Source organism: Mycobacteriales bacterium, assembly GCA_036497565.1.
Taxonomy (GTDB): Bacteria; Actinomycetota; Actinomycetes; order Mycobacteriales; family QHCD01; genus DASXJE01.
Genome location: DASXJE010000105.1, coordinates 25,608 through 41,327 on the forward strand (window position 1 = coordinate 25,608; position 15,720 = coordinate 41,327).

Here is a 15,720-nt window from a genome sequence, read left to right on the forward strand (position 1 = left end):
CGTAGATACCGGGTAATCCTCGTGAACCGACGGGATCGACGCACCGGCCGCGCGCAGCACCTATGGTGAGTTGGCGCTGCCGGGACTCCGGCACATTTCCCACCGGAGGATCCCCATGTTCGGCCTGATCATCACGCTCATCATCGTCGGCCTGATTTCCGGCGCGATCGCCCGCCTGCTCGTGCCTGGACGCGACCCGATGGGCATCGGCGCCACGATCCTGCTGGGCATCGTGGGCTCGTTCATCGGCGGTTTCCTCGGATACGTGCTCTTCCACAAGGACGCGGCCGCCGGATTCTTCCAGCCGTCCGGGTTGATCGGCTCGATCGTCGGAGCGGTCATCGCGCTGCTGATCTACCGCTCGGTCTCGGGCCGGCGGCGCGCGCTGCGCTGAGTCGCTGGCACGCCGGAGACCGCTCCGGCTGCCCAGGACAAGTGGGCCCGGCGGCTACCCTGGATCCGGGTCCGCCGTCGCAGGCCCGCCCGCGCCCGTAGCTCAGCGGATAGAGCAGGAGCCTTCTAAGCTCTTGGTCGCAGGTTCGATTCCTGCCGGGCGCGCCGAACCTCCGCCCACACCACGGGACCGGTCGAAGGGTGCCGCGGGCTTCGCCCGCCTTCGCAACGCGGTGCACCCGCGGGACCGGCACAAGCCGTCGTCACGAACCCGGCGAGTGCGGAAGCTCCGAGAGCCGGAAGTCGGCGTAATCGAAGCCGGGTGCCACCACACAACTGACAAGAACAGGACTTTCGCCGAGCGGTCGGGCGGTTTGCCAGACCCCGCCGGGTATGTGGACCTGGGGTTGCCCGCCGGCGTCGATCTCGGCACCGAGAACGACCGCGCTAGTGGTCGTCGGCTCGTCGCCGGTGCCGCCCAGGCGCAGCTCGAGCGGGCCGCCGCCGTGCCAGAACCACAGCTCGTCGGACCGCACGACGTGCCAGCGCGACTCCTCGCCCGGGTGCAGGAGGTAGTAGATCGCGGTCGCCGCGCTGCGCGGTCCGTCGTACCCGGCCGGGGAGAACGACACCGGCGAGCGCCACGTCTCACGAAACCACCCGCCCTCGGGATGCGGCCGCAGATCCAGCTGCTCAGCGAGGGTGGGCCGGCTCGTCATCGCGAGTCGTCGCGCCGGTCTAGCCGGCCGCCGTAGCCGTCGCCGGCGGGAGCGTGGTCGCGGCCGCGGGCGGAGGCGGCGGGTCGGTCGTCGTCGCCGGCGGGGTCGCCGTATCCGTCGGGGTCGGGGACGGTGTCGGTGATGCAGTCGGCGATGGGGTGGTGGACGTCGGCGACGTCGATGGCGTCGTCTTTGGCGGGGAGGACGTCGGTGGGTGCGTGGCCGGCGGCTGCTGTGTCCCGCCGGACGAGCCGGCCGGGTGCGTCGGACCTGCTGTCGCCGTCGGCGCCTGCGGGCCGGATCCTGCCTCGGAGCCCGTTCCCGAGGTCGACGACTGGCGCGGCCCGGATCCCGGCACGAGCGTGGACAGCGGAATCTCCGTCGTCGTGGTGCCGACCTGGTGGGCGCTGGTCGACGGGGTGCCCGTGGCGGTGGCAGAACGGCCGGCCGCCGTGCTCGTCGCCTCGGCCGACGACGTCCCGGATGCGGTCGCGCCGGCTGTCCCCGTCGCGGTCGCCGTACCCACCACGAGCACGGGGGCCGGCGGGTCGGCCTGCGGGGAGGGCGATCCGATGACGAATGCCGCGACGACGATCCCTACCGCGCTGATCCCGGTGACCGTGGCGGCGAGGGCGGTGTCGGAGCGGCGCAGCTTCTCCCAGCCGATCGAGGTCTGCCGGGCCAGCGTGACGACCGCTCCGCTGCCCGCGATCGTGCGGAGCGTCGACCCGGCGGCGGGGACGGGGCCGCGCTCCCGGACGAGTTTCGCCAGGCGCTTGCCCTGCACCGACTCGGGCGGGCCCAACAGGTCCTTCGTCGGGCCCTGCTCATCGTGACCTCGCCCCGCGCGACCTTCCGGGTCGGGAACCGAAGAGATTTCTCGATCGGACAACGAAGCCCCCCACAGACGCATCTCAACTGTTATGCAGATGGTGCCCCTGGTACGTCTGATACGTCTGGGGAAGCCGATCCTGCCCGGGAGATTACTACAGCCGCCCGATCAACCCGTCGAACGGTGCAAACAGGGCCCGGAGAGTGGCACACACCACGTCCGAACCCATCTCGGTCGCTACTTCCGGCCGGCCACCGCGTCGGCGAACCGGGCGAGGCCCGAGGTGCGCGCGCTCCGGCGGCGTCGCTCCAGCGCGTCCGCGGCGCGGTAGATGCGGTAGAGCGAATGCACCCCCAGCCAGCGCAGCGGTTCGGGCTCCCAGGTGCGCACGGTCCGGTCGACCCACGGCAGGGCCGTCAGCGCGGTCTCGCGGTCGAGGATCAGGTCGCGCAGCGTCCGACCGGCCAGGTTGCTGCTCGCGAGGCCGAGCCCGACGTAGCCGCCCGCCCATGCCGCGCCGGTACGCCGGTCAAGGCCGACCGTCGCGCACCAGTCCCTGGGTACGCCGAGCACACCGCACCACGCGTGGGCGATCGGCGCGCCGCGCAACGGCGGAAAGAGCCGGCCGAGCATCACGCCGAGCATGGCGATCGTGGCGTCCTGAGTACGGCCGGCATTGTCGGTGCGGGACCCGAACCGGTAGGGCACGCCGCGCCCGCCGATGGCGACCCGGCCGTCAGCGGTGCGTTGGGCGTAGACATAACCGTGGGCGGCATCGCCGAGCGTCTCGAATCCGGCCCAGCCGAGCTCGTCCCAGAGCCGGTCGGGCAACGGGTCGGTGACGATCATGGCGCTGTTCATCGGCAGCCAGCTGCGCCGCAGCCCGGGCAGCTGCGGGGTGAACCCCTCGGCGGCCCGGACGATAAGCGGAGCTCGCACCGAGCCGGTCGCCGTGACGACCTGTGCCGGCCGGAGCTCGGTCACCGCCGTGCGTTCATAGATCGATACGCCGAGCCGCTCGACCGCCTCGGCCAGGCCGCGCGCGAGCTTCGCCGGCTGGATCCGGGCGGCGGCGGGCTGGAACCGGGACCCCAGCGCTCCCGCCACCCGGACCCGGCGGAGCGTCGCGTCGCGGTCGAGCAGCACCGCCTCGTCCGGCGCGACCCCCCAGCCCGCACCGATTCGCTGTTCGTGCCGGACCCGCGACCACTGCGCCGGATTGGTCGCGACCCGCAGGATTCCGCCCTTGACGATGTCGGCGTCGATCCCTTCCCGCGCGGCGACGGCGATCACCTCGTCCACGGTCTGCCGCAGGGCCCGCTCCATCGCGACGACGGCCTCGTGCCCGCGGGCCTTCGCGTATTTCTCGCGGTTGTATTCCAGCCCTCCGGTGAGTTGACCACCGTTGCGCCCGGACGCGCCGAAACCGGCGAACTCGCGCTCGACCACGACGATCCGCAACGCCGGCTCGGCCTGCGCGAGGTAGTAGGCGGTCCACAGGCCGGTGTAGCCCGCGCCGACGATGCAGACGTCGGCGGCGACGTCGCCGGGCAGCGCCGGGCGGTACGACGGCGGCCCGCCGAGGCCGGCGTACCAGAACGACACCTCGCCGTTGACCCGCGCGCCGGTCACTCCGCCGGCCCGGGCGCGGGCGAGAGAGCCTGGACCACCCGCGACGGGCTCGGCCGGCCGAGAATTCCGGCCATCCAGCGGCTGGTCTCCACGAGGGCCGAGAGGTCGACGCCGGTGTGGATGCCGAGCCCGTCGAGCATCCAGACCAGGTCCTCGGTCGCGAGGTTTCCGGTCGCGCTCTCGGCGTAGGGGCAGCCGCCGAGGCCACCGGCCGATGCGTCGACGGTGCGCACCCCGCAGCGCAGCGCCGCGAGGGTGTTGGCGAGCGCCTGCCCGTAGGTGTCGTGGAAGTGCACCGCCAACCGGTCGACGCCGACGCCCGCATCGGAGAACGCCTGCAGCAATGCCGCCACATGGCCGGGCGTCCCGACACCGATCGTGTCGCCGAGGCTGAGCTCGGCGGCACCGAGGTCGAGCAGCCGCCGGCCGACGGAGACGACCTGCGGAATCGGCACGGCGCCTTCCCACGGATCGCCGAAACACATCGAGACGTAGGCGCGCACCGGCACCCCCTCGGCCGTCGCACGCCGCACCACCGGGGTGAACATCGCGATCGACTCGTCGACGGTGCGGTTGAGGTTGCGCCGCGCGAAGGACTCGGTGGCGCTGCCGAATATCGCGACCTCGCCGACGCCGTGGTCGAGCGCCCGTTGCAGTCCGCGCTCGTTGGGGACAAGCACCGGATGGCGTACGCCGTCGGCAGGGTCGAGCAGGTCGACGAGCTGCTCCGCGTCGGCGAGCTGCGGCACCCATTCCGGCCGCACGAAGCTGGTCGCCTCCACGACGCGCAGCCCGGCCGCGACGAGCGCGGCGATGAACCGGGCCTTGTCCTCGACCAGGACGACGCGCGCCTCGTTCTGCAGGCCGTCGCGCGGGCCGACCTCGTAGATGGTCACCCGATCGGGGAGGCCGGCGAGCGCGATCTCGGGGAAGGCCGGCATCACTGACCTTCCCCGGGCGGAGTGACCACGGCAAGTACCTGGTCCATGACCACCGATTGTCCCGCGTTCGCCGACAGTTCGGTGAGTACGCCGGCGATCGGCGCGGTGAGCGCGTGCTCCATCTTCATCGCCTCCACGGCCAGCAGCGGCTGGCCGAGGGCGACCCGATCGCCCACGGCGGCGTGGACGACGGTGACGGTCCCGGGCATCGGCGCGAGCACCGACCCGGACACCGCGCCCCCGTCGTCGTGGCGGGCGGCGGCCAGGCGTTCCTGTTCGCGGATCAGCCAGGTCGCGCCCTCCCGCGCGAGCCAGGTCGTCTCGCCGTCCTCGGCGAAGGCGAAGGACGTGGTGTCGTCGCGATAGGTCAGGGTGAGTCCGCCGGCGGAGGCGACCGCCCGGGCCGGTTCGACCGGCCCGTCGCCGACCGCCACCTGCGCGTCGTCCGTTGTGCCGCGCACTCGCACCTCGACGGGCGGGTGCCCGCCGACCCGCATCGCCCAGCTCGCCCAGGCCGGTGATCCGAGCCGCCAGCCGCTGGTGGCGTCGAACGGGTCGAGGACCGGACCGGTCGGCTGCATCGCGGCCAGCCGGACCAGAGCGGCCGCGACGAGCACCCGGTCGTCGTACCGATCTTCGACGAGGTCGTCGATGCGGCGCTCCACCAGCTCGGTGTCGAGCCGGCCCGCGACGACGTCGTCATCAGCGAGCAGCGCGCGCAGAAAAGCGGCGTTGGTCTGCACCCCGAGCACCACCGTGTCGGACAGGGCGCGGTCCAGTCGCTGCAGCGCGACTCTGCGGTCCGGAGCCCAGGCCACGATCTTGGCGAGCATCGGGTCGTAGTCGGTGCCGACCGTCATGCCCGAGTCGATGCCCGAGTCGATGCGCACGTGCGGACCGGCGGCCTCCCGCACCCGCAGGAGCCGGCCGGCGGACGGGAGGAAGCCGTGCGCGGGGTCTTCGGCGTAGAGGCGGGCCTCGATCGCGTGACCGCTCACCCGCACGTCGTCCTGTGCCAGGGGCAGGGGCTCTCCCGCGGCCACCCGCAGTTGCAGCTCGACGAGGTCGAGGCCGGTGACGAGCTCGGTGACCGGGTGCTCGACCTGCAGCCGAGTGTTCATCTCCATGAAGTAGAAGTCGTCGGGTCGCTCGGCACCGACGATGAACTCCACGGTGCCGGCGCCGGTGTAGCCGACGGCGCGGGCCGCTTCGACGGCCGACAGCCCCATCGCGGCGCGCCGGGACGGGGTGATCAGCGTCGAGGGCGCCTCCTCGACGATCTTCTGGTGCCGCCGCTGCAGGCTGCATTCGCGCTCCCCGAGGTGCAGCACGTGGCCGCGCCCGTCGGCCATGATCTGGATCTCGATGTGCCGCGGCCGTTCGATGAATCGCTCGACCAGCAGGGTGTCGTCGCCGAAGGACCCCTGCGCCTCGCGCCGCGCCGAGGCGATCGCGGTGGCGCTCTCGTCCGGACTGCGGACGAGGCGCATCCCCTTGCCGCCGCCGCCGGCGGACGGCTTGAGCAGCACCGGGAATCCGACTTCGCGTGCTGCGGCGGCGACCTCCGCGTCGGTCATGCCGGCCGCGCCGAGCCCGGGTACGACGGGTACGCCGGCCGCGGCGACGAGCGCCTTGGCCCGGATCTTGTCGCCCATGGCCGCGATCGCGGTCGCCGGCGGCCCGACGAAGACGACTCCGGCGGCCTCGCAGGCACGGGCGAAGTCGGCGTTCTCGGCGAGGAAGCCGTATCCGGGATGGATCGCCTGCGCCGCAGTGCGTTTCGCGGCCTCGAGAATCTTCTCGATGTCGAGATAGCTGCGTGAGGCGCCCGCCGGGCCGATCCGTACGGCGATATCGGCCTCGGCGACGTGACGGGCATCGGCGTCGGCATCGCTGTAGACCGCAACCGATCGCACACCGAGCCCGCGGAGGGTGCGCATGATCCGCACCGCGATCTCGCCGCGGTTGGCGACCAGCACGGTGTCGAACACGTGTCATCCCCTGCCGTCGTGGGCGGTCCGGTCGGACCGCCGCAATCTACATCCGGAACACGCCGTAGCCGACCGGCGCGAGCGGCGCGTTGGCGCACGCCGAGAGCGCAAGACCGAGCACGGTGCGGGTGTCGGCCGGGTCGATGACCCCGTCGTCCCACAGCCGGGCGGTGGCGTAGTAGGGATTGCCCTGGTGCTCGTACTGTTCCCGGATCGGTGCGACGAATCGCGCCTCGGCCTCCGCCGGCCATTCGTCGCCGCTCGCCTCGATCTGCTCCCGACGTACCGTTGCCAGCACCGAAGCCGCTTGCTCGCCGCCCATCACCGAGATGCGGGCGTTGGGCCACATCCACAGGAACCGCGGCGAATATGCCCGCCCGCACATCGAGTAGTTGCCGGCGCCGAAGGAACCACCCACGACGACGGTCAGCTTCGGGACCCGCGCGCACGCGACGGCGGTGACCATCTTGGCGCCGTGCTTGGCGATTCCGCCGGCCTCGTAGTCGCGCCCGACCATGAAACCGGTGATGTTCTGCAGAAAGACCAGGGGAATCTGGCGTTGGTCGCACAGCTCGATGAAGTGCGCACCTTTCATCGCCGATTCGCTGAAGAGGATCCCGTTGTTGGCCACGATCCCGACCGGATGGCCGTGAATGTGGGCGAAACCCGTGACGAGGGTCGACCCGTAGAGCGCCTTGAACTCGTGAAAGCGGCTCCCGTCGACGATGCGGGCGATGACCTCCCGGACGTCGTACGGCGTGCGCGGATCAGCCGGCACCACACCGTAGAGCTGCGCCGGATCGACCGCAGGCTCCTCGGTCGGCCTGCACTGCCACGGCTTCGGCGCCCGCGGGCCGAGGGTGCCGACGACCGACCGGACGATCTGCAGGGCGTGCGCGTCGTCGTCGGCGAGATGGTCGGTGACGCCCGAGATACGCGAGTGCAGCTCGCCGCCGCCCAGGTCTTCGGCGCTGACCACCTCACCGGTCGCGGCCTTCACCAACGGCGGTCCGCCGAGAAAGATCGTGCCCTGGTTGCGGACGATCACCGCCTCGTCGCTCATCGCCGGAACATAGGCACCGCCGGCGGTGCACGACCCCAGCACGGCGGCGATCTGGGCGATGCCCGCCCGGGACATCGTCGCCTGGTTGTAGAAGATGCGCCCGAAGTGCTCGCGGTCGGGGAACACGTCGTCCTGCATCGGCAGGAAGGCGCCGCCCGAGTCGACGAGATAGATGCACGGCAGCCGGTTGTGCAGCGCGACCTCCTGCGCCCGGAGGTGCTTCTTCACGGTGAGCGGGTAGTAAGTGCCGCCCTTGACGGTGGCGTCGTTCGCGACGATCACGACCTCGCGGCCGGCGACCCGTCCGACCCCCGTGATGATGCCAGCGCTCGGCGCCTCTCCGTCGTACATCCCGTCGGCCGCCAGGGGCGAGAGCTCCAGGAACGGCGAGGCCGGGTCGACCAGCGCATCGATCCGGTCGCGGGGCAGGAGTTTGCCGCGGTCGATGTGGCGCTTTCGAGCCCGCTCTGAGCCGCCTTGCGCCGCGGCCGCGAGCTTCTCCGACAGCTCGACGGCGAGCGCTCGGTGCGCGGCGGCGTTGCGGGCGAAGGCCTCGCTGGAGGAATCCGCCTTGCTGGCCAAGACCGGTGCGTCCACGTTGTGATGTTAACAATCGTTAACATCGTCGTCTAGCATGGTGGCATGTCGAGTCGGCGCGACGAGATCCTCGCGGAGGCCGCCCGGCTCTTCGCCGGGCGCGGATTCCACGGTGTCGGCGTCGACGACATCGGCGCGGCGGTCGGACTGTCGGGCCCGGCGCTGTACCGGCACTTCCCCAGCAAGGACGCCATGCTGGCGGAGATGCTGGTGCGGGTCAGCGACCGGCTGCTGAGCGTCGGGCGGGAACGCGTCCGGGCCGCTGCCACGCCGGACGACGCGCTGGACACCTTGGTGCGCTGGCACATCGAGTTCGCGCTCGGCAACCCGGAGCTCATCACGGTCCAGGACCGCGACCTCGCCAACTGCAGTGACCCGGATCGGCGCCGGGTCCGCCGGTTGCAGCGCCGCTACGTCGAGGTCTGGGTCGGCGTACTCGCCGCCGCCCATCCCGGCTGCGATCGCGGTCGGCTGCGGGCCGCCGCGCACGCCGTCTTCGGGCTGCTCAACTCGACCCCGCACAGCGCACTCGGGGTCGACGGTGCGGCGATGGCCGACCTGCTCAGGGAGATGGCGCTGGCGGCGTTCGCGACCGCGTCCGCCGACGCGCGTAGCGTGCAGAGCGGTCGGGCAACGGCACGCGGGTGAAGGGATCGGCATGGTCGAGCACGCCACGACCGCGGCGGAGTTCACCTCGGCGCTCGCCGAGTTCGCCAGCGGCGTCGCCGTGGTCGCCGTGCGCGATGACGACGACGACGTCGGGATCACGACGACCGCTTTCGCCTCGGTGTCGCTGGAGCCGCCACTCGTCCTGGTCGCGATCAATTCGGCGTCCTACGTCGACGAGGTGCTCGCCGCGCGCGAGCGGTGGGCCGTCTCGGTGCTGGCCCGCGACCAGGAGCACGTCGCGAGCCGGTTCGCCGTCGCCGGACGGCCGAGCGCACGGCATCTGCTGACCGATCTCGGTCACCACCGCGGCGAACTCTCCGGCGCGCTCATCGTCGACGACGGGCTCACCGCACTGGAGTGCCAGACGCATGACCGGGTGCCTGCGGGCGACCACACGGTGCTGATCGGTCGCGTGCTGCAGGTCGACTACCGGGATCCGGACCGGCCGCCTTTGATCCACTTCCGCAGCCGATATCGCGGTCTCGCCGGCCCCGGTCGCGCCGGTTGACGTCGTCCTACTGCTGGTAGGACTCGACCTCGTCGATCGGCCGGGCCTTGGCGTCGTCCGGGTTTTCGCCGTACTGCTCGCGGGCGCGACGCTGGCGGAGCAGATCCCAGCACTGGTCGAGCTGGGTCTCGACCTGGCTGAGCCGTGCCCGGGTCTGCTCGTCGCCTCCGGAGCCGACCGACTTGCTCCGCAGCTGGTGCTCCTCGGCGACCAGCTCACCGATCGTGTGGGTGATCTGCGTGTCGTCCACGTTGCCTCCTAGTGCTTCGTCATCCACCTTGTCACGATCGCCCCTACCCCGACCACTGCCATCACGATTGGTCGGCCAGATGGCGGAGTTGCGCCCCGCGGAGGTCGGCCGTCTGCGCCTGGACGAGCAGAAACATCGCCTCCCGGGCCAGCCGCTGCGCGGGTGCGGTCGCCGCCATGGCTCGGCCGCCGCCGGCGATGACGGCGGCGCTCGTCGCGGTCTGCATCACGTCCATCGCCTCGAGCCGGGCCGCGAGCCGATCGGCGAGGCGCTCCTCGGCCGGCACCCCGTCCAGCAGGGCGTAGGCGTCGCGGCGGGCGGTCTGCAGCCGGGAGCGCAGGACGCCCGCCAGCCGGGTGGCATCCTCGGTGGCGGCGCGCTCGAGCAGGTCGAGCGCGGCCCCGGCGATTCCGAAGACCGCCGGATTGACGTTCACCGTCGTACGCCGGTCGGCCGCGGACCAGTCCGCCATCGTGGTCCGGTGGATCATTGCGTCGGCGCCGACCCGCAGCCCGTCGAGGTGCAGCCGCACGGTGCGACTCGCCTCGAGCGCCGCGAGACGCATCGGCGCCGACGCCCGCAGCCCCGGTTGCTCGCGGGCGTCGATGAAACAGAAGACGACCTCGGCGTCGGGAGTGGTACCGGCGAGCATCAGGACGTCGTTGAGCCCCCATCCCGTGCACCACGGGGCGGTGCCGTCGAACTGCCAGCCTCCGTCGACGGGGGTGGCGGCGACCTGTACGCGGGGGTAGGAGCGCAGTTGGGAGAAGGCCACCCCGGCGAGCAGCGTCCCGTCGGCGAGCGGGCGCAGCAGCCGCTGGCGCGCCGCTCCCTCGCCACGGACCGCGGTCGCCAGCGGCGAGTGGTGCTGGACCTGCACGAACCAGGTGGTGGCGTCGGCCGCCGCCAGGATCTCGGAGACCAGCCGGATCACCGGCGGGGGGGCCGCGGTGCCGCCGACCTCGACCGGCGCGCCCATCCCGAGCAGGCCGGACGCCTTGATCGCGGCGATGTGCGACGGCGGGATGCCCGCACGGTCGACCTGCGCGGCCTGCGGGGCGAGCACGCGATCGGCCAGATCCCGCGCGACTTGTACCGAGGGGTGTGCGTCGCCCGCATCCCCGGCGGCCGCCGGGTCGGTGGCGCCGGTCAGCGGGGCGCCATCCGGATCGCGCCGTCGAGGCGGATGACCTCGCCGTTGAGCATCGGGTTGTCGACGATGTGGGCGACCAGGGCGGCGTACTCCTCAGGGCGTCCCAGCCTGCTGGGGTGGGGCACCTGCTGCCCGAGCGACTCGCGTGCCTCCTCCGGCAGGCCCGCCATCATCGGGGTGTCGAAGATGCCCGGCGCGATCGACATAACCCGGATCTGCCGGCTGGACAGGTCCCGCGCGGCCGTGATGGTCAGGCCGACGACCCCGCCTTTCGACGCAGCGTAGGCCGCCTGGCCGATCTGCCCGTCGTAAGCCGCCACCGAGGCGGTGCAGACGATGACCCCGCGCTCCTCCCCCACCGGCTCGTACGCCGCGATCCGCTCGGCGGCCAGCCGCATCACGTTGAAGGTCCCGACGAGGTTGATGTCCAGCACCCGACGGAACTCCTCGAGCGGCAGCGGTCCCTGCCGGCCGAGCATGCGGCCCGGAGTCGCGACGCCCGCGCAGTTGACGACGACCCGGAGGTCGCCGAGTTCCTGAGCCATGTCGAGGGCGGCGGCGACCTGGCTCTCGTCGCGGACGTCGGCGGGCGCGAAGACCGCCCGCTCCCCCAACGCCGCCGCGGCATCGTCCCCGGGCGAACCCGGCAGGTCGACGAGGGTGACCGACGCGCCGGCCGCGACCAGTCGGGCGGCGGTGGCATGGCCCAGCCCCGACGCGCCTCCGGTGATCAGCGCGACGATTCCTTGCGTCTGCATGCGACAGCTCCTCGATCGGCGATGACTGCGGTCAGCGTAGTGCGGGTCTTTATCCGTTCAGCCCGCCGAGGAGAAGTGGTGCGCGGTCGCGTCGTGATGAGTGCGGTCCCCGTGTTCGCACGGGTTGACGTGGATGATCGCGTCGGTCAGCTTCGGTACGGCGTGCAGCAGTTCGTGGCGGGCGTCCTCGGCGATGGCGTGCGCCGTGATGAGCGACAGGCCGCAGTCGACCACGAGCGACGCCTCGGCCCGCACGGTGTGCCCGATCCACCGCAACCGCAGCTCGTCGCACCGTTGCACGCCCGGGACCCCGGCCAACGCATGCTCGGCCGCGTCGACCAGTTCGGGGTCGACGGCGTCCATCAACCTCCGGTACACGTCGCGGACCGCCGTACGCAGGACGAACAGGATCGCCACCGTGATGATCAGGCCGACTACGGGGTCGGCGAGCGGGAAGCCGGCGGCGACGCCGACCGCGCCGACGACGACGGCGAGGCTGGCCAGCCCGTCGGTGCGGGCGTGCAGGCCGTCGGCGAGCAGCGCCACCGAGCCGATCCGGCGACCGACCCGGATGCGGTAGACCGCGACCAGTTCGTTGCCGATGCACCCGATCAGACCGGCGATGGCCACCAGCCAGAGGTGATGGATGGGGCGGGGATTGCTGAGCCGACTGATCGCCTCGTAGCCGGCGAGAACCGAGGAGGCGGCGATCATCGCGACCACGACGACACCGGCGAGGTCCTCGGCGCGCCCGTAGCCGTATCCGTAGCGGCGGTTGGCCGGGCGCCGCCCGATCGTGAATGCCACCCACAGCGGAAGCGCGGTCAGCGCATCGGCCAGGTTGTGCACCGTGTCCGCGAGCACCGCGACCGATCCGGAGAGCACCACCACCGTGGCCTGCAGTGCGGCCGTCGCGGCCAGCCCGCCGAGGCTCACCGCGACCGCGCGTACGCCGGCCCGACTGCCTTCCAGCGCCGCGTCGACCCGCTCCGCCGGGTCGTGGGTGTGCACATGGACGACCCGGCCCAGTAGTCCGCGGCGACCGTGCGGGTGCTCGTGACCGTGCGGGTGTTGGTGGCCGTGATCTGGCGCGTGGTCGTGCCCGTGCGGGTGGTCGTGACCTGCGGGTCCGGTCATCGTCGCCGCCGCAGATGGTCGGTCGAAGAGGCGTGCGTAGGGCCGTGGTCGGGCAGCCCCCGCTGGAGGTGGTCGATGTGGGAGAGCGCGTCCTCCAACAACTGGCGCACGTGCATGTTCTCCAGTCGGTAGAAAATCCGGTTGCCGTCCCGCCGGGTGGCGACGAGGCGGGTGAGCCGCAGCTTGGCCAGGTGCTGGGAGACCGCGCTGGGTGGTCGGTCGACGATCCGGGAGAGCTCGGCGACCGACCGCTCGGCGTCGGCGAGTGCCCACAGCAGTTGGAGCCGGGTCTCGTCGGCGAGCATCCGGAACGACTCGACGGCGACGGCCGCCGCGGCATCGGACAGCTCCGGCCCGGTTGGGTCCTCACCTGCCCGCGTATCTGCGCGCATGCGCATATAGTCCCGCACCGACGCTCCGCTGTCGAGGTGGTCGCCGCAGGCGCGGCTCTCCGGGCGCCACCGCACCGGCCGGTAGGGTCGTCCCGTGAACGACAGGCTGGTGTGGATCGACTGCGAAATGACCGGGCTCGACCTGAAGCGCGACGCGCTGATCGAGGTCGCTGCCCTCGTCACCGACTCCGACCTCACCGTGCTCGGTGAGGGGATCGACATCGTGGTCTCGGCCCCGGCCGACGTACTCGACGCGATGACCCCGGTGGTCGCGGAGATGCACGCCACATCCGGGCTGACCGAGGCCGTCCGCGCCTCGACGGTCACCCTCGCGGACGCCGAGCGGCAGGTCCTCGACTACGTCCGCGAATACGTCCCCGAGCCCGGCACCGCCCCGCTCGCCGGGAACTCGATCGGGACCGACCGCGGATTCATCGCGCGCGACATGCCCGAACTCGACGGATACCTCCACTATCGGATGGTTGACGTCTCGTCGATCAAGGAGCTGTGCCGGCGCTGGTATCCGCGGGCCTACTTCGCCCAGCCGCAGAAGGGCATGCAGCACCGTGCCCTGGCCGACATCCACGAGAGCATCCGGGAGCTGCGCTACTACCGGCAGGCGGTCTTCGTCCCGCCGCCCGGGCCGAGCAGCGAGGAGGCCCGGGTGGTCGCCGGTGAGGTGGTCGGCGAGGCGGGCTGATCCGCTCCGCTACCATCGTCGAGGGCCGCAGCACGTGGCTCATGGTGGGTGTAGCTCAGCTGGTAGAGCACCGGGTTGTGGTCCCGGGGGTCGCGGGTTCAAGCCCCGTCACTCACCCCAAACGTCATACCGTGGCCGACGGGCCACCCGGCGACTGCTATCGTCGGGACCCGTTGTGGCACGCGCCGCTAGCTCAACTGGCAGAGCAGCTGACTCTTAATCAGCGGGTTCGGGGTTCGAGTCCCTGGCGGCGCACAAACCCTAAGGTCAGGCACCCTCACGGTGTCCGACCGTCTTCTCGACCCACACATTTGCCACCCTTTTCGCCGTTGGAGGCCATGCCTCTTAACGCGGCCTCCAACGCCAAGGCAGCCTGAGAGTCAACTGCACGCCTGCCCATGTAGACGTCCTGCGTCATCGACGGCCGGCTATGACCGAGCTGGTCCGCAACCAACCGAGCGGACAGTGCCGCCTCGTCGAGGATCGTCGCAGCCGTCTTGCGGAAGGTGTGTGAGGTGATCCAGGCGAGCGTCTCGGTGCCCCGCGCCCCGCGGAGTTCGCGACGCACGTTGGCCGGATCGCGAAAACCTCGATTGACGTCCGGGAACAGCGGCTGGTCGAGTCGAGCACCGGTCATGAATCGACGCCGGGGTTTGCCGGGTGAGGGTCGGGGTCAAGGTGGAGCGCCCGCAGCCTCTTCCCGCTGCTCGGGAGAAGCGGTCAAGGGATCGGCTGCCAGCACCATCGAGATGCTGACACCCTATCTACTTCAGCTATACATACGACGGACCACTAGCATGGCGGGTAGACCACACGGTCTGCGATGTCCTTAGGCGGCACGGCGAAGTATTCGAACACCCTTACAGCCCCCCAAGTGGAGAGCAGCGTCGATTTCGGCACGCGCGACCACTTTATGACCACTGACTGAGAGCGGTGCGAAGGAAAGCGTCGCGCCTTTCGGTGACGGCAGCGGCGCCCAGGAGGCTACCGTCGTCGGCGAATCCCGCCCAACCGTCCATCACTGTCGGCGTGTTCAGCGCGGCCACGGCATCCCAGTAGGGCACGCCGACTGCCTCCCGGCCCGCCTGCCGCTCCCAGCCCTCCAACACATGGGACGGCGCGCCCTGGCCGTACTGAAGGGTCATCTGCATCCGCAGGCTGCCGAGATCGACGCCCGGATTACCAGCCCCGGCTGTATTCCAGTCGATCAGCGCAACGCAACGGTCACTCTCCCACAGCATGTTGCCGCCCCAGGCGTCACCATGCACGAACACCGACGCGACTGCCGGCATCCCGTGCGACCTGACCCGCTCGTCGGCCTGCTGCAGCAAAGGTGTGGTCGGCATCAGGCCCCGCCAGCGTTCATCGGCGCGGTCGTCGACGGCGCACGGCCGGGGCCGGTATGGCAGGTGGGCCTGCGGAACCAGCCTGAAGGCGTGGACCCTGGCAAGGGCCGCTCCCGCTTCGCGGAGCCGGGCGACCGAAACCGTCGGCGAGAGACCGGCGCTGCCGGGCAGGAAGGTCTCCAGGGTGGCGACGGTTCCGCTCGCCTTCCCGTCGAGATCCGCAGCGATCAGCCGCGGCGCGGCCAGGCCATGAGTCTCGGCCAGCTGAAGCGCGCGTGCGTTCGTGATCACCCACGCGGCGGCGATCCATCCCCGGACAGGGACCTTCAAGATCACGTCCCTGGTCCGGGCCGCCGGTCCTTCGATTCCCAGGCGGAACGTGCCCGAAGGGCGGTGCTCGCCGCGGGTCAGGCCCTCGGACGAAACGACGCTCGTCCCGCCAACCGCCTCGGCCGCCCAGCGCAGAACCTGGTCATTCGGCATCTTGCCTGTGTGTGCCTCGTCGGTGGGCATGTGAGCTCCCTTCTGGCGGCGTCTTGATCCTCATAAAGGCGAAGTCGGCAGCGTCACCTCTGTGGGCTCCTACGCAGCGGCTTGGTGAGGATTCTCTTCACTCCGTCAAGGGCGGCGGCTCCGCCG

At 71.3% G+C, this 15,720-nt stretch carries 17 protein-coding genes and 3 tRNA genes; 8 read left to right on the plus strand and 12 right to left on the minus strand.

The window, feature by feature from the left end:
- Window positions 1–115 precede the first annotated feature (115 nt).
- Both VGH85_09130 and VGH85_09135 read left to right on the plus strand, forming a co-directional pair.
- On the plus strand, window positions 116–394 hold the full coding sequence (locus VGH85_09130) for a GlsB/YeaQ/YmgE family stress response membrane protein (GenBank protein ID HEY2173958.1): 279 nt from the start codon (window positions 116–118) through the stop codon (window positions 392–394).
- Between the two features lie 91 nt (window positions 395–485).
- Window positions 486–558, plus strand: a tRNA-Arg gene (locus VGH85_09135).
- Between the two features lie 98 nt (window positions 559–656).
- On the opposite strand, the gene VGH85_09140 is transcribed toward VGH85_09135, so the two are convergent.
- Window positions 657–1,112 carry a cupin domain-containing protein gene (locus tag VGH85_09140; GenBank protein HEY2173959.1) on the minus strand — a complete coding sequence of 152 codons (456 nt, stop codon included), beginning with the start codon at window positions 1,110–1,112 and terminating at the stop codon, window positions 657–659.
- Window positions 1,113–1,165: 53 nt separating this feature from the next.
- Here VGH85_09140 and VGH85_09145 point away from each other — a divergent pair, with 53 nt between their 5' ends.
- The gene (locus VGH85_09145) at window positions 1,166–1,948 is read left to right on the plus strand and encodes a hypothetical protein (protein HEY2173960.1); all 783 of its coding nucleotides are present in this window, start codon (window positions 1,166–1,168) and stop codon (window positions 1,946–1,948) included.
- A 233-nt stretch (window positions 1,949–2,181) separates the two neighbouring features.
- Here VGH85_09145 and VGH85_09150 read toward each other — a convergent pair whose 3' ends face one another.
- The 4 genes from VGH85_09150 to VGH85_09165 are packed head-to-tail and all read right to left on the minus strand — an operon-like array spanning window position 2,182 to window position 8,168.
- Window positions 2,182–3,576 carry an FAD-dependent oxidoreductase gene (locus VGH85_09150; GenBank protein HEY2173961.1) on the minus strand — a complete coding sequence of 465 codons (1,395 nt, stop codon included), beginning with the start codon at window positions 3,574–3,576 and terminating at the stop codon, window positions 2,182–2,184.
- The gene (locus VGH85_09155) at window positions 3,573–4,517 is read right to left on the minus strand and encodes a hydroxymethylglutaryl-CoA lyase (protein HEY2173962.1); all 945 of its coding nucleotides are present in this window, start codon (window positions 4,515–4,517) and stop codon (window positions 3,573–3,575) included. Before VGH85_09155 ends, VGH85_09150 begins: the two co-directional genes overlap by 4 nt.
- Entirely contained in the window at window positions 4,517–6,508 is a 1,992-nt protein-coding gene (locus tag VGH85_09160; protein HEY2173963.1) for a biotin carboxylase N-terminal domain-containing protein, read from the minus strand. The genes VGH85_09155 and VGH85_09160 overlap by 1 nt, the downstream gene beginning before the upstream one ends.
- A 46-nt stretch (window positions 6,509–6,554) precedes the next feature.
- Window positions 6,555–8,168: a carboxyl transferase domain-containing protein gene (locus VGH85_09165; GenBank protein ID HEY2173964.1), complete on the minus strand. Its 1,614-nt coding sequence runs from the start codon at window positions 8,166–8,168 to the stop codon at window positions 6,555–6,557.
- 45 nt (window positions 8,169–8,213) lie between these two features.
- On the opposite strand from VGH85_09165, the gene VGH85_09170 reads away from it, so the two are divergent.
- Window positions 8,214–8,816 (plus strand): TetR/AcrR family transcriptional regulator, encoded by a 603-nt coding sequence (locus VGH85_09170; protein ID HEY2173965.1) that lies wholly within the window; start codon window positions 8,214–8,216, stop codon window positions 8,814–8,816.
- A gap of 10 nt (window positions 8,817–8,826) precedes the next feature.
- On the plus strand, window positions 8,827–9,345 hold the full coding sequence (locus tag VGH85_09175) for a flavin reductase family protein (GenBank protein HEY2173966.1): 519 nt from the start codon (window positions 8,827–8,829) through the stop codon (window positions 9,343–9,345).
- A gap of 7 nt (window positions 9,346–9,352) precedes the next feature.
- On the opposite strand, the gene VGH85_09180 is transcribed toward VGH85_09175, so the two are convergent.
- From VGH85_09180 to VGH85_09200, 5 genes are all read right to left on the minus strand, one after another.
- The gene (locus VGH85_09180; GenBank protein ID HEY2173967.1) at window positions 9,353–9,595 is read right to left on the minus strand and encodes a DUF2630 family protein; all 243 of its coding nucleotides are present in this window, start codon (window positions 9,593–9,595) and stop codon (window positions 9,353–9,355) included.
- 61 nt (window positions 9,596–9,656) lie between these two features.
- Window positions 9,657–10,748 carry an acyl-CoA dehydrogenase family protein gene (locus VGH85_09185; protein HEY2173968.1) on the minus strand — a complete coding sequence of 364 codons (1,092 nt, stop codon included), beginning with the start codon at window positions 10,746–10,748 and terminating at the stop codon, window positions 9,657–9,659.
- Window positions 10,745–11,506 (minus strand): 3-hydroxyacyl-CoA dehydrogenase, encoded by a 762-nt coding sequence (locus VGH85_09190; GenBank protein ID HEY2173969.1) that lies wholly within the window; start codon window positions 11,504–11,506, stop codon window positions 10,745–10,747. The genes VGH85_09185 and VGH85_09190 overlap by 4 nt, the downstream gene beginning before the upstream one ends.
- Window positions 11,507–11,563: 57 nt before the next feature.
- Window positions 11,564–12,643 carry a cation diffusion facilitator family transporter gene (locus tag VGH85_09195; protein HEY2173970.1) on the minus strand — a complete coding sequence of 360 codons (1,080 nt, stop codon included), beginning with the start codon at window positions 12,641–12,643 and terminating at the stop codon, window positions 11,564–11,566.
- Window positions 12,640–13,035, minus strand: coding sequence for a metalloregulator ArsR/SmtB family transcription factor (locus VGH85_09200; GenBank protein ID HEY2173971.1), 396 nt, complete (start codon window positions 13,033–13,035; stop codon window positions 12,640–12,642). Before VGH85_09200 ends, VGH85_09195 begins: the two co-directional genes overlap by 4 nt.
- 94 nt (window positions 13,036–13,129) lie before the next feature.
- Between VGH85_09200 and orn the strand changes: the two genes are divergently transcribed.
- The 3 genes from orn (at window position 13,130) to VGH85_09215 (ending at window position 13,990) form a co-directional block, all read left to right on the plus strand.
- Entirely contained in the window at window positions 13,130–13,735 is a 606-nt protein-coding gene (orn, locus tag VGH85_09205) for an oligoribonuclease (protein HEY2173972.1), read from the plus strand.
- 44 nt (window positions 13,736–13,779) lie between these two features.
- Window positions 13,780–13,855, plus strand: a tRNA-His gene (locus VGH85_09210).
- 62 nt (window positions 13,856–13,917) lie between these two features.
- Window positions 13,918–13,990: transfer RNA gene (locus VGH85_09215), tRNA-Lys, on the plus strand.
- Between the two features lie 22 nt (window positions 13,991–14,012).
- On the opposite strand, the gene VGH85_09220 is transcribed toward VGH85_09215, so the two are convergent.
- Window positions 14,013–14,372, minus strand: coding sequence for a tyrosine-type recombinase/integrase (locus VGH85_09220; protein ID HEY2173973.1), 360 nt, complete (start codon window positions 14,370–14,372; stop codon window positions 14,013–14,015).
- A 274-nt stretch (window positions 14,373–14,646) separates the two neighbouring features.
- A complete protein-coding gene (locus VGH85_09225; GenBank protein HEY2173974.1) occupies window positions 14,647–15,594 on the minus strand; it encodes an aminoglycoside phosphotransferase family protein in 948 nt (315 codons plus the stop codon).
- Window positions 15,595–15,720: the final 126 nt, after the last annotated feature.